General features: G+C 53.9%; 17 protein-coding genes. 5 read left to right on the top strand and 12 right to left on the bottom strand.

The genetic code is table 11. The features are described from left to right. Positions 1 to 87: 87 nt before the first annotated feature. Positions 88 to 573 carry a hypothetical protein gene (locus VXJ35_RS17170; RefSeq protein ID WP_064022500.1) on the bottom strand — a complete coding sequence of 162 codons (486 nt, stop codon included), beginning with the start codon at positions 571 to 573 and terminating at the stop codon, positions 88 to 90. 569 nt (positions 574 to 1142) lie between these two features. Here VXJ35_RS17170 and VXJ35_RS17175 point away from each other — a divergent pair. Further along, entirely contained in the window at positions 1143 to 3497 is a 2355-nt protein-coding gene (locus VXJ35_RS17175; protein ID WP_064022501.1) for a TonB-dependent receptor, read from the top strand. Between the two features lie 57 nt (positions 3498 to 3554). On the opposite strand, the gene VXJ35_RS17180 is transcribed toward VXJ35_RS17175, so the two are convergent. From VXJ35_RS17180 to nifB, 7 genes are all read right to left on the bottom strand, one after another. Next, entirely contained in the window at positions 3555 to 4157 is a 603-nt protein-coding gene (locus tag VXJ35_RS17180; protein ID WP_064023571.1) for a nitrogen fixation protein NifQ, read from the bottom strand. A gap of 42 nt (positions 4158 to 4199) precedes the next feature. Next, entirely contained in the window at positions 4200 to 4550 is a 351-nt protein-coding gene (locus VXJ35_RS17185) for a 2Fe-2S iron-sulfur cluster binding domain-containing protein (RefSeq protein ID WP_054763156.1), read from the bottom strand. Positions 4551 to 4569: 19 nt separating this feature from the next. Next, positions 4570 to 4857, bottom strand: coding sequence for a 2Fe-2S iron-sulfur cluster binding domain-containing protein (locus tag VXJ35_RS17190; protein WP_054763155.1), 288 nt, complete (start codon positions 4855 to 4857; stop codon positions 4570 to 4572). Between the two features lie 203 nt (positions 4858 to 5060). Next, positions 5061 to 6341, bottom strand: coding sequence for an FprA family A-type flavoprotein (locus VXJ35_RS17195; RefSeq protein ID WP_064022502.1), 1281 nt, complete (start codon positions 6339 to 6341; stop codon positions 5061 to 5063). Continuing rightward, the gene (locus VXJ35_RS17200; protein ID WP_064022503.1) at positions 6338 to 6763 is read right to left on the bottom strand and encodes an ArsC/Spx/MgsR family protein; all 426 of its coding nucleotides are present in this window, start codon (positions 6761 to 6763) and stop codon (positions 6338 to 6340) included. The genes VXJ35_RS17195 and VXJ35_RS17200 overlap by 4 nt, the downstream gene beginning before the upstream one ends. Positions 6764 to 6768: 5 nt before the next feature. After that, positions 6769 to 7053: a 4Fe-4S dicluster domain-containing protein gene (locus VXJ35_RS17205; protein ID WP_054763154.1), complete on the bottom strand. Its 285-nt coding sequence runs from the start codon at positions 7051 to 7053 to the stop codon at positions 6769 to 6771. A 90-nt stretch (positions 7054 to 7143) separates the two neighbouring features. Next, positions 7144 to 8637 (bottom strand): nitrogenase cofactor biosynthesis protein NifB, encoded by a 1494-nt coding sequence (nifB, locus tag VXJ35_RS17210; RefSeq protein WP_064022504.1) that lies wholly within the window; start codon positions 8635 to 8637, stop codon positions 7144 to 7146. Between nifB and VXJ35_RS17215 the strand changes: the two genes are divergently transcribed. Both VXJ35_RS17215 and VXJ35_RS17220 read left to right on the top strand, forming a co-directional pair. Further along, complete coding sequence (locus tag VXJ35_RS17215) at positions 8636 to 8908, top strand: hypothetical protein (RefSeq protein WP_064022505.1); 273 nt, start codon at positions 8636 to 8638, stop codon at positions 8906 to 8908. The two genes, nifB and VXJ35_RS17215, sit on opposite strands and share 2 nt — an antisense overlap. A gap of 189 nt (positions 8909 to 9097) precedes the next feature. After that, complete coding sequence (locus tag VXJ35_RS17220) at positions 9098 to 13255, top strand: autotransporter domain-containing protein (RefSeq protein ID WP_064022506.1); 4158 nt, start codon at positions 9098 to 9100, stop codon at positions 13253 to 13255. A 138-nt stretch (positions 13256 to 13393) separates the two neighbouring features. On the opposite strand, the gene VXJ35_RS17225 is transcribed toward VXJ35_RS17220, so the two are convergent. Together VXJ35_RS17225 and VXJ35_RS17230 are read right to left on the bottom strand one after the other, a co-directional pair. Further along, positions 13394 to 13918 (bottom strand): PepSY domain-containing protein, encoded by a 525-nt coding sequence (locus VXJ35_RS17225; RefSeq protein ID WP_054763738.1) that lies wholly within the window; start codon positions 13916 to 13918, stop codon positions 13394 to 13396. 46 nt (positions 13919 to 13964) lie between these two features. After that, a complete protein-coding gene (locus VXJ35_RS17230; protein ID WP_157198211.1) occupies positions 13965 to 14588 on the bottom strand; it encodes a response regulator transcription factor in 624 nt (207 codons plus the stop codon). Between the two features lie 672 nt (positions 14589 to 15260). On the opposite strand from VXJ35_RS17230, the gene VXJ35_RS17235 reads away from it, so the two are divergent. Further along, positions 15261 to 15875 (top strand): hypothetical protein, encoded by a 615-nt coding sequence (locus tag VXJ35_RS17235; protein WP_064022508.1) that lies wholly within the window; start codon positions 15261 to 15263, stop codon positions 15873 to 15875. 140 nt (positions 15876 to 16015) lie between these two features. Here VXJ35_RS17235 and VXJ35_RS17240 read toward each other — a convergent pair whose 3' ends face one another. Beyond that, positions 16016 to 16894: a hypothetical protein gene (locus VXJ35_RS17240; protein ID WP_064022509.1), complete on the bottom strand. Its 879-nt coding sequence runs from the start codon at positions 16892 to 16894 to the stop codon at positions 16016 to 16018. 507 nt (positions 16895 to 17401) lie between these two features. Between VXJ35_RS17240 and VXJ35_RS17245 the strand changes: the two genes are divergently transcribed. Further along, positions 17402 to 18232, top strand: a complete 831-nt coding sequence (locus VXJ35_RS17245; protein ID WP_064022510.1) for a hypothetical protein — start codon at positions 17402 to 17404, stop codon at positions 18230 to 18232. A 190-nt stretch (positions 18233 to 18422) separates the two neighbouring features. On the opposite strand, the gene VXJ35_RS17250 is transcribed toward VXJ35_RS17245, so the two are convergent. Then, complete coding sequence (locus VXJ35_RS17250) at positions 18423 to 21122, bottom strand: TonB-dependent receptor (protein ID WP_082881107.1); 2700 nt, start codon at positions 21120 to 21122, stop codon at positions 18423 to 18425. Positions 21123 to 21291: the final 169 nt, after the last annotated feature.

Genomic DNA, 21291 nt, shown 5'->3' on the forward strand with positions numbered 1-21291 from the left:
GCACCCAAGGCGGGGCCTCGCGGCGAATTGCAGCAGCCCCGGCCGGCTCCATCGGTTTAGCATCGGCGCCGCCGGCGATAGACCGGTTTAAATTTTCAGCTTGCCGAGCTTGGCTTCGAATTCTTCCAGCGTCATCGCTCCGCTTTTGGCTTCGCGTTGGTGGGCGGCGTCGAAAAAATAGGTTCTGGGTAGTTCGCCGTACCAGGCCGGATCGATTTCGTAACGCAGTTTTTCCGGGTTATCGCCGCTAAAGGCCCAATTTTCCAGGTTGCCCAGTTTATGCGTGTCGACGATGCGTTGAATCTCCGGCATCGCTTCCGCCTCGTCGGCCGCCAACATCACGATCTTCAACGTGGGGTGTTTGTCGTGCAATTGGTTGATGACCGCCATGTCCTTCAAGCAGGACGGGCAATCCACCGACCAGATTGCCAACATCAACGGTTTGCCGGCATTCGCCGCCAGAATTTGCTGGTAGCTGCCGGGGACGAAAGGTTTTATCGGGGTTTGGTCGGCCTGGGCGGCGTCGTTCAGACTGGCGGCAACCAAACTTAAAAACAGGATCAGGATTTTCATCTTTGCTCTTCCGAAAATTCAAATTTTGGGCCGGGCACATTAGCGCCTATGGCGCCGCCATTCAAGTTGAGACTGCAGCGGCCAGCAGCGGAGTTGTCGCAATAGGTCATTTAACATAGTTTTTACAGCGAAACGACCAGACCTGGTTGCCGGATTACTCGAAATTTCCCCGATTCAGGCCACAGAACGGGCGGTCCCAGCCAGCGTTATGTGCTTGGATAACGGCGAAGCATTCACGAACAAATCCATCGCACAATAACCCGCTACCCAAGCGCAGCCACCCGATTCAGGCAGCTTAGCCCCGAATATCCTGCGACCCGGCACGCATTTTCGGCAGTATGAACCGACGCTCTACCCCAGACCGCAAACGCAAAACCGAGGTAAACGCGGCATATCCCCCATGTCTTTAATGGAATCAAGCCATTTAACATAGTTTATTTTATTTAGAAATAGAAATAACCAATAAAATCAATATCCTAATTCCTGGCGCCACTCTTGCTGCACAAAAAGATTACACTTAACCGGTTTTGCTTCCTGCCGGATTGGCAGCCTTCAGACTTTTCGAACCCATGCGCAGAAAAACTAAAATAAAGTCAGCCTTACTGTTATTCCCCGGCTTCGTCGCCTTGCCGGCTAGCCTGCTCGCAGCCGAAACCGCTACGACGTTATCGGATGTCGTGGTGTCCGATGAATCCGAAGACGGCCGCCCGGAAACGCCGTCCAAGACCGATTTCGCCACGCCCAAAACCAAAGTGACCAAAGCGGCTATCGAGAAAACCAATGCGGTAACGACGGTGGACGCGGTGAAATTCGAATCCGGCGTGTTTGCCCGGCAACGCTACATCGGCGACCAAAATGCGCCTATCGGTATGCGCGGTTCCAACCCTTACCAAGGCGGCCGGGTCATGGTATTCATGGACGGCATGCCAATCTGGAATCCTTTGCAAATCAGCTTCAACGGTTCGCCGCGCTGGGGCTTGATCGGACCGGGCGAGGTCAAATCGATAGACGTACTTTCAGGGCCGTTTTCCGCCGAATACAGCGGCAACGCGATGGGCGGTGTGCTGAACTACACCACATTGATGCCGCAAAAGCGCGAAATCTATACCGAAGCGACCTATTTCGTGCAGCCTTACGAATTCGAAGGCACCAAAACCAATCTGCAAGGATTTAAAACGTTTGCCTCTTACGGCGACAAATTCGGCGATTTCAGCACTTACTTCTCGTACAACCACATCGAGAACGAAGGCCAGCCGATGACGCCGCAACATACAGTTGACAACCCTATCGCAGCAGCTGGAGCTAGGCTCGCTAATACAACTACTGGAGCCAATCTTGAGAGAAATCCGAGAACGGGCAATTTAAGGTACAACTATGGCGATGACGGCATTCAACATTCGACTGACAATCTGTACAAGTGGAAAGCGAGTTATGCCATCAATGCCGAGCTGGACACAATGTTCACCGCAGCTTACCAACAGTTTGAGAGAACAAATGTTGGTCAATCTTTCTTACGAGACGTTAATGGTACAGTTATTTACCCATCTCAATTCGTCAACTACAGTACAGATGGTCGAATTCTCAGAACTTCTTCAACCAGCCCCACCGCGGCACCTACTACCCTTGGCGTAAGTACACAAAACAGGGAAACACTGACCTTAGGGTGGGGATTAAAAGGACGAGTTGTCGGCAACTGGTATACCAATACCAATATTAGCTTCTTCGATATCCTGAAAGACCAAACCATCAGTTCAAATTACAACCCAGAAGACCCCAACCAAAATAAATCTGGTAGAGATAGTTCATTTGACGATTCCGGCTGGTTTAGCATTTCAACGAAGTTCAATAACGAGCAATTTCTTGGGCGAAAAGACCTATCATTCGCGACTGGTTACGAATTCCAACACTCCAGAATTTTGTTGACTCAATCCAATTTGACCAATTACGAAAACAACACCCAAGCGGCCAACTGGCTGAACTCGAAGAGCGGCGGCACCACCGATGTCCACGCCTTGTTCGGTCAATTGAGCTGGCGATTCATGCCGGATTGGGATGCCACGGTCGGCACCCGGCTGGAACGTTGGAACAGTTACGACGGCATCAATCTGAGCAGCACCCAACAAACAGGCCTTTTGAATCCAGCCGACCGGCAAGTGTCGAGATGGTCGCCGAAATTCTCGTTGGGCTACGAGCCGGGCCGCTGGAAATTCCGTTATTCGGTCGGCAAAGCCTACAAGTTTCCGTTACCTGAAGAACTGTACGGCAACTCCAGCGGCGTCAGCGGCAACGTATCGCTGGCGGATGCGACCTTAAAGCCGGAGGACGGCACGCACCACAACTTGCTGGCCGAATACGACTTCAATAACGGCTACGTGCGCTTGAACCTGTTCCATGAAAACGTGCGTAACGCCATCTACAACCAGTCGATTTACCTACCGGGCAGCGCGGTGCTGAGTACGCTGGTGTCGTCGGTCGGCGAAGTGGAAACCGACGGTTTGGATTTTACGATCAACCACGACCGGGTGTTCGGTTCCGATTTCGACGTCAAATTGAATACCACGATTTTGAATGCGGAGATCATCGCCAACGAGCGCAACCCGGCCTATGTCGGCAAGCAGTTCCCGCTGATGCCGAACTACCGCGCGAATCTGTTGACCACTTACCACTACGGCACCGACTGGGATTTTTCGGTCGGCACCCGCTACTCGGGCAGACAGTTTTCGCAATTGGATAACTCCGATCTGCAACTGCCCTACTACAGCGCCTTTACCGAATCGGTCTACGTCGATTTGAAAGCCACATACCGCTTCAACAAAGCCGGCCACGTCTCCGCCGGTATCGACAACATCAACGACTACCAAGCGTTTTATAACCACCCGCTACCGCAAAGAACCTTCTTTGCCCAGGTCGGTTACAAATTCTAGCCCTACGCCACCGCTTGCGGGGCCGGTTATCGACACCGGTTTCGCAAGCCGAAAACTTTAATCCTCCGGCCCAAAGCACTGCTGGTAGTCCTTACAGACCTCGCAGGACGGCGCCCGGCAGACGTACAAGCCCTCGGCTTCGCAGAGTTGTTTGTACAAAAATTTCTTCCATTTCATATCCTTGCTGTTACGTGCGACCAGGTCGGGAAAGTTGTAGGCCAGCATCGCCGACAGGTCTGCGCGCGACCACAAACCCAAGTCCTGCCACAAATGGTCGCTGCCCAGGCAGGCGGCGACGATCAGCGCAATCAGCCATTCGGTATCCGCGCCCGGTTGCGCGGCGAATTGGCGCAATAGCGTTTCCAGATCCTGTTTTTCCAGCATCCGGCTGTAATCCAGGGTGTGGCCCGAAACCGCGGTTTCGGCCAACGCGTAGCCGGGGAAATGGCTGGCCAGCAACGCGGCGAATCGCTCCGGCGCCAAACCCAGCCGGTCCGGCAACGCGCCCTCTCCCACCGCCCAACTGGCGATGATTTGCGCCAGCCAGACGCTGTTGGGCGACCAGCCGGCGCACGCCGCGAGTTCCTGATAAATCTGCTGCCGTGGCTTTGGCGTAACCGCTAGACTCGGAATGGTTTGGTTCGGTTCTATAGCAGGCATGCAATTCATCTTCGGTCCTCCGGCGTTTAGTGGCGGAACGGATTAATACTCGACGCGGATGTCTTCGTCCCTAACGATCATCTGGCAAGCCAGACGCCATTCGCAGGGCAAATCGTCGACGATCATTTTTTCCAGCTCTTCGCCGGTGACCTTGCCGAGCTGTTTCAGCACCGCTTTTTCCTTCTCGGTCAACGGGCCGCCCATGCGCTGGTTTTTTTTGTCGATGCTGGTGACTTTAACCAGACAGGTACCGCATTCCCCGTCTTCGCACTCGAAGTTGATGGGGATTTTGTTCTCCAGCGCCAGCTTCAATACGGTTTGGGTGTGGCTGCCGGCGACGGCGTAAACGGTTTTGTCCCGGTATTCAGGGCTTGAAAATGTGACTAATGCCATGTGGGTCTCCTTGAACGGCTTACACCGGTTTGACGGAAATCTCGCCGCCCAACACCTGCGCCTGACAGGCCAGACGGTTGTGCTTGCCGGCCATGTTTTCCCGCAGAATTTTGTCTTCCAATACCGAAGGTTCGGTCAGATGATTCCAGCCCGACGTCACTTTCATGATGCAGGTGCCGCAATCGCCCTCTCGGCAGCCGTAGGTAATGCCGGAACCGACCTTCTCGGACACTTCGATGATTCGAGTGCCGGCGGGTACGGTGACGGTGACGTTGATGTCTTCGAATGTAATGGTCGCTTTGGCCATTGAAAAAACTCCTTACGCTATTTAAGTGTCATCTCGGCAACCTCCAATCTGAGGACTGCCGTGTTGGAATCCGCAAAGATTCCCGATTCCCGCCCACTCGAAAGCCGACGGGGTTCGCCTATCCGTCCGGGGATCGGCTTAGCCGGCCTTACTGCACCGGCTCAACGCGTGACGTATGTCTAAAACTGTTGCTGCGGTCCGGCTCAGGCCAGATCCGCGAAATTAAGCACTTTCGATAACCGGGCGCCGGTCAACTCTTGGGCCAACTCCAAACCGAAGGCCGTGCATTCCAATATCTCGTCGTCGGTCGGAATCAATTTCACCCGCAAGCCCGGAATCGGCACCCGCAATTTCAGGCCGCGCAGGCGGTCCTCGACCAGACGCACGCCCTCGCCGGTCCAGCCGTAGGAACCGAACACGCCGCCCAGTTTGTTCTTCAAATTGACCACCGCCAACGACGACAGCAAATCCCAAATCGGCTTGACCGCATCGCCGTTGATGGTCGGCGTGCCCAGCACCAGGCCGTCGGCTTCTTCGATCAAATCGACGAACGGCCCCACCTCGCCGCCTTCCAGGTCGTACAGCGAGACCCGCACGTCCTCGACCTGCATCGCGCCCTGATAAATCGCCTCGGCCATGCGCCGGGTGTTGCCGTAGGAACTGATGTAAAAAATCAGCAGGGTTTTCTGGTTGGGGCTGAGTTCGTTGTGCAAAGCCGGGCTGGAGAGTTGCCGGTAGCGCTGGATGTAATGCTGCGGCCGGTCGCGCAAAATCGGGCCGTGGGTCGGGGCGATCAGCGTCAGCGGCAACGGTTCGATCAATTCCAACGCCCGCACCACGTACTCCTTGAACGGCCGCATGATGTGGGCGTAGTAATATTCGAACGAGAAGCGGAAATCGCCGACGCGGTCGTTGAACAGGCGTTTGTCGCAGAAATGGCAGCCGAACACGTCGCCGGAAAACAACATCCGTTCCTCCGGCGCGTAAGTGCATTGGGTATCCGGCCAGTGCAGATAGGGCGTGTGCAAAAACTCCAGGCGGCGGTCGCCCAGCGACACCGAATCGCCGGTCACCACCGGCGTAAAGCTCAACGCGTCCTGCTTCAGCAGGCCTTTCAGCATCGTTTGGGCTTTTTGGGAGATGAACAACTGCGCCTGCGGCGCCCGCCGCATCAGCTCCGGCAACGCGCCGGTGTGGTCCGGCTCCAGGTGGTTCAACACGATGACTTTGATTTCGCTGTAGTCGGCGACGCTTTCCAGCCGGGCAAAAAAATCGGCGGCGAAGCCTTCCTTGACCGTGTCGATCACCGCGACGCCTTCGCTGCCGCGGATGACGTAGGCGTTGTAACTGGTGCCGTTGGCGGTTTTTAAAATGATGTCGAAGATGCGCAGATTGGGATCGAAGGCGCCAACCCAATGCACCCGCTCGGACAGTGGCACGGCAAGCGGCGTGCCGTCGTCGCCTTCCAGCTTGACGCCGTTCATGGCCCGCCCGCCTCGGCGCGGGCTTGGCGCGGACAGGTTTCCAGGTCCTTGGCATTCGCCGGCAATTTCAAGCCCAGCCAGGCATCGACTTCGTTTTCGTCGAAACCCGACACCCGCCGCTGGTCGGCTTCCATCAGCGGCCGCCGGATCAACAACGGCTGCTCGACCATCAAGGCAATAGCCTGATCTTCGTCCAGCATTTCCGGATCGACCAAGCCCTGCTTGATCGCCGGCGCGCTGCGGTTAAACCATTCCGCGACCGGCTTGTCGCCGAAAAACGAACGCAGTTTGGCCTGCTGCTTGGCCCAGGGCTGTTGCAACAAATCGTAGACCACCAGCAAATGGCCGGCCGCGCTCAATAGCTGTTTCTGCCGGGTGTTGTTCAAACATCCCGGCTTCTCGTAAAAGTGGACGGTAGCCATAGCCGTCAGTGGGCTTGGAGTTCCGCCATGACCTCGGCCATTCTTTCCGGTGGAATGCCGGTCAACGAACCGGGCGGATTGACGGCGATACCGTTCGCATCCAGGATCGCGCCCTCGATCGGGCAGATGCTGGCGCATTGGGTATCCTGGTAATCGCCTTCGCATTCGGTGCATTTGTTCGGATTGATCCGAAAATGCCCGGCTTTGCTGGACATAAAAATCGCCTTGCTCGGGCACAACGGCTCGCAGGCGTAACAGTTGACACAGGATTCTATGATTTGTAGAGCCATGACGTTCGTCCTATGCAGGCCGGGTTACGGCCGTAACCCGGCATTGGATTCGATGGCCAGGTTTGCGTCGCCGCAACCCGGCCGGGGTTGTTAAGCGGTTGCGCGCTGCTCGGCGTTGCTCTCATCCAGCTTGCCGGCCGCGGCCATTTCCTTGTAAACCGCCATGACCGCGTCCTCGATCGGTTCCATCGCATGCTCGCCATTGGGCTGGATACCGGCTTGCTCCAGCATGTCCCAAGGCTCGTAACCGATCTTGGAACACAGCACCACTTCGCAGCCTTCCAAGGCGCGGATCGTGCGCTGCAACACGCTCTCGCCATCGCCGCAAGTATCGTCGCCGCTGCAGTACAGGTCGGTTTTTCGGTGGCTCATGAAACGCACGCCATCCGGCGAGGCTTCGTAGATCAAAAATTCTTTGGCATGGCCGAAGTGTTGGTTGATGACGCCTTGGCCGCTGGTGGCGATGGCCATCAACACCGGGCGGGTGTTCAGCTTGGGCTCGTCGGCATGGCTGGCGGCTTTTTCGACTTTGGCGGCGCGCTTGCTGTGCATTTCCTCGGCAATCGCTTCGTGGATGACCTTGCGTTTTTCCATCGCCGATTGGTAATCGATCTCCATCGCTTCGATTTTGTCCATCGTGAACTCGTCGCCGCGGTCTTCGCCCAGCAGACCGACCGCGTCGGCCCGGCACTGGCGGCAGTGGCGCATCATGTTCATGTCGCCGGAACAGGCGTCCTGCAAGTCCATCAACTCGTCCTGAGTCGGGCCGCGTTGGCCCATCACGCCATAGAACGTGCCGTGTTCGGCTTCGGCGATCAACGGCATCACGTTGTGCAGGAAAGCACCCTTGGCTTTGACGATTTTGCTGACTTCCGCCAAGTGCTTGTCGTTGACGCCGGGAATCATCACCGAATTAACTTTGACCAGGATGCCTCTGGCGGTCAGCATTTCCAGGCCTTTTTGTTGCTGCTCGATCAAAATCTTCGCGCCTTTCACGCCCTTGATCCGTTTGTTTTCCCAGAAAATCCAAGGATAGATTTGGGCGCCGATCTCCGGATCGACACAGTTGATCGTGATGGTGACGTGGTCGATGTTGTGTTTGGACAATTCCTCGACCGATTCCGGTAGGGCCAGACCGTTGGTGGAGACGCACAGTTTGATGTCCGGCGCGTCCTGACTCAGACGGCGGAAGGTTTCGAAGGTGCGTTCCGGGTTGGCCAGCGGGTCGCCGGGGCCGGCGATGCCGAGCACAGTCATTTGCGGGATGTTGGCCGCCACCGCCATGGTTTTCTTGACCGCTTGTTCCGGCGTCAGCAATTCCGAGACCACGCCCGGCCGCGATTCGTTGGAGCAATCGTATTTGCGGTTGCAGTAATGGCACTGGATGTTACAGGCCGGCGCCACTGCCACGTGCATGCGAGCGAAGTAATGATGGGCGTCTTCCGAGTAACACGGATGGTTTTCCACCTTGGCCCGTATTTCGTCGGACAAATGGCCTAATTGGTCGTCCGATGAACCGCAGGAGTGGGAGGAGCAGCCGCCTGCGCTGGCGGCGGGAGTTTCGTTCAAAACTGGCAATTCCATGATCTTCACCTCGCTTAAATGGGTTGCAAGAGAGGTAGCACAGGCCATGCCAGTTATTTTTTACAGACAAGCCTATGATTTTTATAGGCTTTACAATCCGACGCAGGCCAACTTGTCGGATATATCACATGCCGATGTTTGTAAGAGTACAAACCGCCGCGCCGAATTGTCGAAATTTCGGAAAAAATGGCCGCTCGTTATCGAAAATCGCCAGGGCGGACACGGCGGCTTCGCCCTGAAAACCCTACTGTTTTTAAGCATGAGTCTATAATGCGTGTGATAGACTTCACATAAATCAACATTTTCTCTGCCAGTGCAGCGGGCTGCGCCGCAGCCCAACGGATAACGCGTCTTAGACCTTAAATATGGAGCTGGGCCAACGCTTATGAACAGGTTTCGTTCTCCCGCCGCGATTAGCGTTTTACGATTTTCCTTTCGGTTAGGCCTAGCGTTTCTCTCCGTGCCGGAGCCGGCCACTGCTGATGTCTGTAATTGGGAAGGCGGCGACTCGGTCTGGTCCAGCGACGGCAACTGGAGCTGCAGCGCCGTGCCGGGCAACAGCGACAACGCCGTGCTGAATACCGACGACAACCTGGATCTGGACGTTGCCGCCGGCGTCCAAAAATTCACGCTGTCTTCCGCCAACGCCTTGCTGCAAGGCGCGGGATCGTTGACCTCGAATAGCGCATTCGACTTGCAATCCGGCACGGTCAGCGCCATTCTGGCCGGCAGCAACGGTGCCGACAAAACCACGGCCGGCACTGTTACGTTGAGCGGCAGCAATACTTACACCGGCACCACCACAATCAGCGCCGGCACCCTGGCCTTGGGCGCCAACAACGTATTCGACAATAACTCCAGCATCGTCGTGGACGGCGGCACGCTGGCAATGGGTACGTTCAGCGATACTGTCGCCGGCGTCACGCTGCAATCCGGCACGATCAGCGGCAACGGCGGCGTGCTGACTTCGGATAGCAAGTTCATATTGCAATCCGGTAGCGTCAGCGCCGTTCTGGCCGGCGACGACGGTGCCGATAAAACCACAGCCGGCACCGTCACACTCAGCGGTGCCAATACTTACACCGGCACCACCACGATCAGCGCCGGCACCCTGGCCTTGGGCGCCAACAACGTATTCGACAACAACTCCAGCCTCGTCGTCGACGGCGGCACGCTGGCAATGGGCGCGTTCAGCGATACCGTCGCCGGCGTCACGCTGCAATCCGGCACGATTAGCGGCAACGGCGGGGTGCTGACGTCGGATAGCAAGTTCATATTGCAATCCGGCGAAGTCAACGCCATTTTGGCCGGCACCCAAGGCGCCGAAAAAACCACAGCCGACACCGTTACTTTAAAAGGCACCAATACCTATACCGGCGCGACCACAATCAGCGCCGGCACCTTGGCCTTGGGCGCCAACAACGTATTCGATAACAACTCCAGCCTCGTCGTCGACGGCGGCACACTGGCAATGGGCACTTTCAGCGACACCGTCGCCGGCGTCACGCTGCAATCCGGCACGATTAGCGGCAGCGGTGGGGTGCTGACGTCGAATAGCAAATTCGTATTGCAATCCGGCGAAGTCAACGCCATTTTGGCCGGCACCCAAGGCGCCGAAAAAACCACAGCCGACACCGTTACTTTGAAGGGCGCCAACACCTATACCGGCGCCACCACGGTCAGTGCCGGCACGTTGGCGCTGGGCGCCAGCAACGTATTGGCCGACGGCTCCAGCATCGTCGTCGACGGCGGCACGCTGGCAATGGGCACTTTCAGCGACACAGTGCTTGGCGTGACGCTGCAATCCGGCACAATCAGCGGCAGCGGGGTTTTAACCTCCAACACCACCTACAATCTGCAATCCGGTTCGATCGATGCCGTGCTGGCGGGTAACTTCGGTATCAACAAAACCACCGCCGACACGGTTACCCTGAACGGCGACAACACTTATACCGGTACGACCCAAGTCAATGCCGGTACCTTAATTTTCAACGGCAGCGGCAACCACACCCTTACCGGCAGCTATACCGGGGCAGGCACGTTGGAATTTGCCGACGGCACCAACCAGTTCGCGACCGGTGCGACCATCGCCACCGCCAACCTGATCTTGAGCGGCGGTACCAACCAGATCACCAGCGGCGCCAGCGTCACCTCTTCCAACGTGACCTTGAGCGGCGGCAGCAACACCATCGACAAAGCCTTATCGGTTACCTCGTTTGCTGTTAGCGGCGGTAGCAACACCCTGAACGCGGCGCTAACCGCCACCAACGCTACCTTCGACGGCGGCCTCACCGATACTACCGATATCAATGCAAGTTACAACGTCAGCGGCACCACCACAGTCAACGGCGGCAACGTCAATTTCGCCTCATCGACTCCGGCGGTATTGGGGCAGACTCTAGTGATTAACGGCGGCCAGGTCAGTTTCGCCGCGGCCGTCACCGAAGTCGACGAGTACATTCAAACCGACGGCATTTTGTCCGGACCGGGGGAACTCAGAGTGTCTTCCGCCACGTTGTCGGGCGGCTCCATGCTCGGCCCCGGCAAATTTATCATCGACGGCAACGGCGGCACCTCGACCAATCTGCTGCTGAACGGCAATTTCCAGTTGGACAACCAATCCACATTGATTAACAGCGGCAACGTGGTAGTCGCCGCCAATGCCGCGCTGCAAGGTAGCGGCACTTACCGGCAGACCGCCGGCACCACCCGGGTCGACGGCAACTGGAGCCAGGCCCTGACCGAGATCCAGGCCGGAGTTTTTCGCGGTAACGGCAGCATCGGCGGCGACTTCGTCAACCAAGGCACGGTCGGCGCCAATGGCGACAACCTGATTTTGAACGGGCCGGTCGTCGGCAGCGGCGCCTACGCCGGCGGCGTGCAGTTCAACAATAGCTTTGCCCCCGGCCCTGCGCCGAGCGGTGCCGGCATCGCCCAAATCGACGCCAGCAATGCCGACCTGGTATTCGGCAGTAGCAGTAAATTGATTATCGAATTCGGCGGCGACCAAAACGGCCAATTGGTTTCCGATTCGATCACCGCCCGCAGCATTGCGCTGCAAGGCGCATCGTTGGACTTGCGGCGCCTGGCGAGTCAACCCAACTTCACCCCGCAGCAGTTTTTCGCCCAAACCGCCATTCTGACCACCACTACCGGTAACATCAGCGGCGCCTTCAACAGCGACGTCGACTGCCCGACCGGCTCCGACGACCTGTACGTGTTGTCCCAACAGGAAAAGCAGTTTTTGCTGACCATCGTTCCGCGGTTGCCGAATCTGGTTCCGGCCGACGTGCAGTCGCTGGCCGGCGCCCTGCAACAAGCCGATTGCAACCCGAACACGCCGGCCAGCCTGCAAAACCTGCTGAACGGCCTGAAGCCGTTTCTGTCCGCGGGCACCTCCGAAACCGACAAAGTCAACCAATTCGTCAATGCCTTGCGCCAGATCAGTCCGAAACAACTGGCGGCCGAGCAGACCCTGACCAACCGGGTCGGCAAACTGCAGGTTGCCAATCTCAGCCAGCGCATGGACAACCAACGCCAATTTAGCGCGGTCGGCAGCGCCGCGCCGCAAACCAACTTCTCCGCCAACGTCGGCAGCCCGGCGCCGTCGGCTCCGCCTACCTCCGGCGTATCTCCCGGCGGCGCTGGCGCCGCACCGGCAACCAGCGGCGAACGTTCCGGCCAGGCACCCGCCGCCGCACCCAGCTCCGGAGCGCTGTCGATCAATTTGCAAAGCGACCCGGACAGCCCGCCCGATCTGTTGTCGTCGTTCAAGAATCTGGGATTTTTTCTGAACGGCCAGTTCGAATGGGTGGACCGTACTTCGACGCTGGTGCAGCGCGGCTACCGCTCGGCGCTTTACGGCGTCACGGCCGGGGCCGACTACCGTTTCAGCCAACGCTTTTTATTGGGCACTTCGCTCGGATACGGCAACACCTACGCCGAAATCGCCAACAACGGCGGCGACCAGTCCATCGGCGGCTACACCGCATCGCTGTTCAGTTCGCTGAACCTGACCGACAACTGGTATATCGATGCCGTCGCCAATCTGAGTTACAACCAATACCACACCAACCGCACCACGGCCTATACCGACGCCAACGGCAATGCGGTCAACGAAACCGCGAAGAGTAAAACCGACGGCTGGCAACAACAGTTCAGCCTTTCCAGCGGATACGATTTGCCGATGGGCGAATGGACCTTCGGTTTGCGCGCCCGCGGCGAATACGCGGATATGTCCATCGCCGGACGTAAGGAACACGGCGCCAATCTGGGCATGAATCTGGTGATCGACGACCAGAAATACGACTCGCTGACCAGCGCGGTCGGCGCCGTGGTCATGCGCAGTTTCAGCCTGCCGTTCGGCGTACTGGTTTCGCAAATCAACGTCGAATACGAGCGGCAATGGATAGACAAGTTACCCAGCATGAAAACCGGCTTTGCCGACCAGCCCAACGTCAAATTCACGACCGCATCCTACGTGGTCGACCAGGATTATCTGAATGTCAGGGCGGCGGTTTCGGCGCAATTGCCTTACGGCGGCTCGGCTTTCTTACAGTACGATACGACCTTGGGCCTGGAGAATACGTCCCGCCACGCGATCAACGCCGGGTTTTGAAGCCGGGGCCGGGGCAAGATGCGGTTCGCATCCGCCGGCACCTGCCGGCCGTAGCAGCGGGGTTGAGAGGAGATTTGTTTAAAAAATCTCCCCTGCCCCGTGTCGGCTAAATGGGGAGTTTGGCTGAAGCGCCGGCCCTCACCGGCGTTCGTCGGCTTCCTCGCCGATTTCCCATTCTTCGGTGGCGGTCTCGATGATCTTGCCGCTGGCCGCATCGACTTCGATCTTGGTTTCGACGCCTTTGTCGTTGACGATGTCGAATTCATAGGAGGCGGCACCGTTTTCTTCCACCTCGTACTCGACTTCTTCTATCGTGCCCGGATTGGCTTTCAAGGCAATCGCGGCGGCGTCCTCTTCCGTGATTTTGGCATTCTTTTTGAAGGCCTGGCTGGCAGGATCGGCGACTTCCGATTCGCGCTCGGTTAACTTGCCGCTATCGGCGTCGCACATGAATTCCCATTCCTGGCGATTGTTGTCGCGCAATTCGAGTTCGTAGGCTCCCTTGCCGGCCACGTTCAACTTCTCGAGCTTGATCAGATCGCCGGATTTTTCTTTTTTAACGGCCTGAATACAGCTTTCCAAGCCGTGATCGGCCGCAATCGCGCCCAACGACAGCAAACCCAAACCGGCCAGTACCGCAGTTTTTACCGATATCTTTTTCATAACTCACCTCGCATAAAAAAAAGGAAAAATTCCCGAACAACGGGAATCATACTCTTCCGGCCGAGATCAGGCCATGGCTTTCGGCAAATTTTTTCATCGCCGACCGGTCTTCCAGCCCGAGTTTCAGCTTCAGCGAGGTCTGGCAATTGGAAACGGTCTTGCGGCTGATGCCCAATTGCTCGGCGATGTCTTGTAAAGCAAAACCCTCGGCCAACATGCAAAACACGTCGAATTCGCGCGAACTCAATGCATTGAACGGCTCCAACAAGCGCTTGACGTGGCGGATCGCCAGCACTTGGGCGATATCCGGGTCCAGGTAATAGCTACCGTTTTGGACTCGATGGGCGATGTCGGCCAGGCGCCGGTGGTCGCTGCCGAAATCGGCAACGCCGACCACGCCGGCTTGCAAGTAAGCCAAGGCCCGACTACCGCAGGCACCGGCGACCACCAGCGCCGGGCAATCCGGCGCGATTGCCCGAATCTCGGCGATGCGCGGCATGGCGCCGCATTCGGCCCTGTCGGCAAACCAGACCACGTCCGGCTGTTGCCGACCGGCAACCGGAGCGGCGGATTCGGCCACGTCGGCCAGCACGCCCTGTGCCGCCAACGTAGCGCTATCGAAACGGTTTGTTACGGATTCTAAATCGACGACCAATAATCGGATAGCCACAACCGGACCTTGCGGATTGCGATGGAAATAAAAAAAACCGGGACGGAAACCGCAGATGCTACCGCCGCGAAACCTTACCGGCCGGGAATCCCGAATCTGCCGGCCTCAGAACTGTAAGCCTTGACCCGGAGCGGACTAGCCGAATACTGACAAAATTTCCGAAAAATTCCGTATGAATTCGGGATTTATCGCTCTACTCGCACTAAAACCGGGACATTACAATGTTTAGTATCGCCCGATAATGGGAAATTTTCCCGGCCAAATTCAGGCTTTATTCCCTAATAACCAAAATTCCTCTCCGCTTAAAATGTGATCCGCTTAACGGATTGCCCAGGAGCAGTAACGACAAGGACGTTTCAGGAGTTTGTAGTTGAATTAATTGTGTTCCCTTCGTTGTTTTCAAAATCTGCGTTGCGACCCTCAGTTGCTCCGCGGATTTTTTTGGGCGTACCCGTGCGGATCAGGCCGCTCCGCCCAGCGAAAACAGCCAGGCAACGCAAACCTGCGTAACCCGCTTCCCGGCGGCTAACAAAAATAACAAAGGATGCTGGCTATATCGTCGCCACTCCGGAAGCCGGCAAAAAGAAGTCACCATCTTTCTGAAAAAAATCACGCTGGAAGACCCGATTCGCGCCATCTGTCGCATCAGCGACCTATGGTATCGCTAGGACGATGACGGCCCGGGTGACCTACCGACTGATGACCAAGGACCAGTACAGCAAAGACTTGATGCTGGGCCAGGACGACAACATCAAAGTCTTCCAACTGCGCACGCCCAATGTCATCGCCATTGCCATGGCCATTCAAAACCTCTATGCACCGCGGGTGCGGCTCAGCTTCAATCCAGTGATGGGCAGCGGCATGGGTGGTTTCGGCGGCATGGGCATGGGAGGTTTTGGCGGTGCCGGCGGCGGCTACGGCGGCTTGCACGGCAGCAATGCTTACGGCTTCAATCGCGCCTACGGCTACCGCGACGGCCGCAACAGCCAGATGGGCGGCATGGGCAACCTGACCTTTCAAGACCAACTGCCCAACAACATGAGCGTCGACCAAATAGAACAGTTGTCGACAAACTCCCAAGACGGCAAACAAATCGACAGCGAAAAACTGGCCGAAGTCGCCGGCGCCAACAAAGTGGTGTTCGTCACCGTCAACCAGGAACACTACCAACTGACTGGTTCGAGAAAGCGGCGCGCCAGGGCCAACCGCATGCCCGATATATGCTGTACCGCATCCATGCCGCCAGCAACGACCTGGCCAGCCGGGAACAAGCCGACTACTGGCTGAAATAGGCGCGGCACATCGGTTACAAATTGGCCCAGCCCCGTCAACCCATTACGTCCCGGGCACGCGGCACCCAAGCATCATGAGCAAACGCACCGACATCCACGCCCAACCCGTCAAACACAAACTATTGCATCAGACCACTAAGCTTTATTTCCTCGACGTGCTGATAAACTCAAAAAACCCAAACCTGTTGCTATCAGGGCAAAAGCTCCCGGTATAGGGACGGGGGCAGTTGGAATGGCAGCTGGAATATAACCGCCGATATACCCTCGTACAACCGCTTGGCCTTCTTCGCCAGCTTGGCCAAAACCGATGGCTTTATCGCCCAAGATGTAATCAGTTGCATCCGTTTTCACGAGAAACAATCCACTCCAAGGATTACCTTCAGACAGGCTTATATCGCTTCGTTGACGAACGGCATCGGCATCAAAAGGTAAAGTCGCACTGGTGCTTAAACTATCAGTGCGCGCCGCCTGATACTGCCTTAAGTCATTATCAGTTGAAAAGGTCCAGGCTGATGCTGTTTCAAATCCGGAAAAGCCATAGCGGAATAGAAAGTTTACCTCCTCATTGTTATCAAGTTGATTGAGTGCGCGTGTGCCAAATACCAGTTTGTTGTCTGCACTGTCGCGATACACGAAATCGAAATAATCGAATTGGTTAGGCTGCGCCAGTGTCACATCACGCGTTACTCGCCAGTCCAATAAAGTCAAGGTACCCAAAATATCTTGGGCGCCTGATTTAAATGCGCGATAGTTCAGCGAAGTGGCTACCACTTCACCTGATAAATTCGTAGGATCAAAACCGCTTAGATAGGTCGCAGAAAGGGTGTCTAAATACAATTTATCCGCATTTAAATTAGTTGCGCCAGTTATTATGCCGCCATTAGCTGTGGTTAAACTGCCGTTAAGGCCACTAGTTAAAGGCACAAAAGTACCCGCTTGAGATGTTGCTGAACCTGCAAAAAACGCTGTTGCTAGTAAGGCCTGCATGCCTAAGTTTTTTAACTTCACTTTCATGGACGTCTCCTAAAAAATCAATGACCACTTTGTTTGTAATAAATTAAAATTCTTTATTAATCGCTCTTTATCACTATTGATTCATTCACAAATAAGTAAATTGCAAAACTCATTATATTGAGTGAAATTTGTGATCAGAACAAAAAAAATTCCCGCATAAAAATAGAGCTCTAAAATAAGACTATATTACTGAATATGCGGACCTTAAATTACCACAAACACCCCCTTGAGATTGCGCAAGCATGTTACCGAGAAAGCAAAAAGGAATTTTTCCCGACACTAAACAGTAACTAGGCTTGAGAGCGCGGGGAATGGACAGTAATAAAATAAGGATTTTTTCCTGTAGCTATTGAGACGCGGATTAAGATGACAATGATTTTCCTCTGCAAAACCCAAAAAAAGGAAATATTCCCTGGTCTTTGGTTTTAAATTTCCTGAAAATTGCGCGCGAACAATCTTGTTCAACAACATTCGTTATTCCAGATAACTAACTCATAAATAGCAGTCATGAAAAATTCGATTAAATATTTAACCTTGATTGGCGGGTTTGCTTTAAATGTCCCCAGTGCATGGTCAGCCACGGTTAACTTAAACTTCAATTATATTGCCACCAATACGCATGGCAGTGCGGGCGTATCTCCTGTCGCCTCACTGACCATTACAGACCTTGCAGACATACTCACGCCGACTCAACTGGCCGCAGCGGGGGAGGGCTCTGGGGGCGTTAGAGCAACAATCACAAATCTTGGAACGAATCAGTTCGGTAGCGGTGTGGCAGGCACCACCACCTGGATCGGCGCTTTCGAGCTGAATTTTCCGGGCACTATGGATAACGAAGAGAATGGCCTTAATGGATACGACAGTGCAGGTGTCGGAAATCGTTGGGCAAACGTCAGCGGCACACCTTTGAGTGGAGGCATCGAGTGGCAAGAAGGCGGCGCTACCAATGGTTGGCAGTTTTTTGCTCAGGAATACAACTTCAGCGGAACCTCATTTAATGGCAACAGCCTGACCCAGGGCAAGAGTTCCACCATTGATATCTTCAATGGGGCCGGTTTAACTAATATCAGTGTGGCTAGCCTGCTTGGCAATCCGGTCGCCAATAGCAATAATCCGAGTTTGCCGGATGCTTACGCCTGGATCAAAATTCGTGGAACGACCAACACTGATCCTTCCTTACGCGGTGTTGCCGCGAGCGGCTTTTGGGGCAATTCAGTGAGCACCTCGAACTCGTATCGTCTTGACGTATTAGCCCCCGTACCCGTTCCAGCAGCGTTACCACTATTTGTTAGCGGATTGCTCGGTATGGGTTTGCTAAGGGCTGGTAAGGTCGGTTAAGACTTCGTTCTCGGTTTATTTTTTACCATCTTCTTTTGACCGGCATTCCAATTTCCTTGGGATGACCGGTCTACCTCTCCCCTCATTGATGGCGACATGGCAATACTTGGATTGCTGATGTGAGAATTGTTTGAATAAATTCCCTTCAATTGCCTTTTATAAAAAGGTGTTGAATAGAATCCCTTATTTTTTATTTAAACTCTGCCCAGTCCAAATCGACATCAAACCCTATCCACGTTGCCAGAGGCGCGCCAGGCCCAATAAAGGTGGTTTTATTCCACGAATCGGAATCAGTAATAAAGTTACCGGCTGCGTCAAAGCTATTGCGACCTAAATCACCTGCAGTGGCATATTTTTTATTAAACAAATTGTCTACTTTGGCAAACAGGGTAATGCTTTTATTAAACTTATAATTCGCTCGCAAGTTAAATACGATATAACCCGCGGTTTGACCTCCACCGATATAGTCGTTTGGGTCGCGATTAAAGCCACCACCAATGGCGTTACTGGCGGCTCTTGGTTGATGCTCATTGTTTTCGTTGCCGCGCACAAAGGCTGATGAGTGCGCAATCATGCTAATTGTGAAGTCGAATTTGTCGTTAAACTGATGATTCCAAGCCGCTTGAATGATATGGTTAGGCAGGCCTGGTAAAGAATCACCAGGTTCTATTTGGTTATAAGCCTGCAAGGTTATTGGCGCGGTGTTGCTACTATTGCTTTCATTGATAGTGCGCGCAGCAGATTCAAAGGTCGCTTCTAAAAATGTGTAGCTCAAATGCAGCTTGTCTTTATCTAACGTCCAATCCAGCCCCATCTCAAGGCCTTCACGCCTGGTTTCCCCGAAGTTATCAAATAAACCCCGGTTTTTGCGGCCAAGCGGCACAAATAAAATATCGTTTGTTAAATCGGTACGAAACCAGCCCACGTTCCATTGCAACATGTCGGTAGCACCGCGAAAACCTGCCTCAAATGCAGTGGAGCGCACCTGCTCTAAATAAGGGTCAGATGATAATGCGGTGGGAATCGAACAACCATATTGATAGTTGGTGCTGCCGAGACTATTGTCTTTGGTTTTATCGTTAGCACAGCCCAATTCAATGACACTAGGCGTTCTTGCGCCTCTGCTGACGTTGGCATAAACAGTCAAATCCTGCTTCGCTTCCCAGGCAATACCAATAGCAGGGTTGAAGCTTTCATAATTGTAATCTCCCTCACTACAAATAAAGCGGCCACGAAAATCAGCTGAATTTACGGCGCAACGTTGTCGGAGGGGGTCTAGCAATCCTCGATTAGGCCGATTCGGGTCAACTTCAAATTGGTATAAATCGTTGCCGCGATCTGATTTCAAGTTATTGGTTACATTAGTCCAGTTATAACGTGCGCCAAAAGTAATATGTAAGCTATCAAGCGGTGACCAGGTATCCGTAAAAAAGATACTTTTTGTTGTACTTTGGCCATTTAGATCGTTTCTAATGACAGGAAAATTTGCCGCATACAAACCCGCGATGGAATAAGCCTCGTCTCTGACCGGTGTCACGACATGCGATGTATCGTTAATCTCGCCATACTTTTGCCCCTGTAAAAATTGAATTTTATTTTTATCCAATGTTGCGCCAAGCACCATTTGATGTTTTTCTGAATCGAATGTGATTTGCAAGGCCAAACCTTCAGAATTTTGCTTTAAATTAGATAAATTGAATACGCCGTTTATATATTCGACATCCGCCACACGCCCTTGCAAAGCATTGTAAGTATCGTAAATATCACCATTAACCGCCGATTGCTTTATCTTACGTTTATAGGCCATACCTGACAGACTGATGGCATCACTTAAATAAGCTTGCGCATTAACGTTATAGTGCCCCATGTCATTTATGGATTCGTCGGGCGAGGTAAACACGGCTTCTCGATTTATTTCAGCCAATTCATATGGTATCAAGCCATTACCGACTAGTTTGTTATCTACATTAAGCGCACTGACATTCATCTCGCCAAAAGGTAATCTAAGTGTTAGCTGGTTATACAATTGCCGGATATTACTAGGCGAATTATCGCGCCAACCGTCTTCTTTGAAGTGGTTATAGGCAGTAAATAACCCGAAAGTGCCGTTATTTATGCCGTTAGAAATCTGCGTTTGCAGCCTGCCCCAACTCCCCCCCAGTATTTGCGCTCTGGCATGTTCGTCACTGAAGCCGGTTTTGGTTCTTAATGCCAAGGCACCGCCTAAAGTATTTAACCCAAACATGGGATTGGTCCCGGGAATCAAATCCAAACTGGCTAATGCATTCATGGGAATTAATCCCCAATTTACAATCTCGCCAAATGGCTCGTTAATGCGCACACCATCCATATAAACCGAAATGCCTTGAGGCGTTCCGATAGCAGGTGATGCAGTAAACCCGCGAAAATTGAGATCCTGCTGAAAAGGATTGCCCGCATAGTCCGTGAGGCTAACCGATTGCATTTGACTATTCAAAAACTCTGTTACATTCAGAGCTTTGGATTCGGCCAATTCTTTACCAGATGCACTTTGTATATTGGTGGTTGACATACCGCGATCGATTGCCAATCCCGGTAGAGGCTTGATAATGCGAAGACGACGCTCTGTAACTACAACGTCTTCTAATTGAGTAATATCTTTTTGCTGATCAGTTGAGTTATCCGGTATTTGATTTGGCGGCTCCGAGTATTGCGGAGCTTCAGGTTCCGCTTCTGGCTTTGGGGGCTGTTGTGAGCCTTGCGTTTGTTTTTCAAGGGGTAATTGCCCGCTTTCCAAAACTATAGCTTCTGCCTCAACGTCTGCACTTTCATTTGCCTTTGCTTTAAAAGAAAACAACGTAGCGCTAATTCCACTATAAAACACAATACCTGCAATAAAATACTTTTTCATAATATATGTAGCCGCAGATAAGCCAGTCCTCATTCATTCTCCGGCCTTTGCGCGAATTTATGCGCTTATGAATACAACTAAACGATTAAAATTTTTAATTGACTTAACATCCTCGTTTGGATCGCATAAATTCCGGTTTACGCCAACTTTTGCCTTGTCTAATAACGTA

It is taken from the genome of Methylomonas sp. DH-1 (assembly GCF_046097555.1).
GTDB lineage: Bacteria > Pseudomonadota > Gammaproteobacteria > Methylococcales > Methylomonadaceae > Methylomonas > Methylomonas koyamae.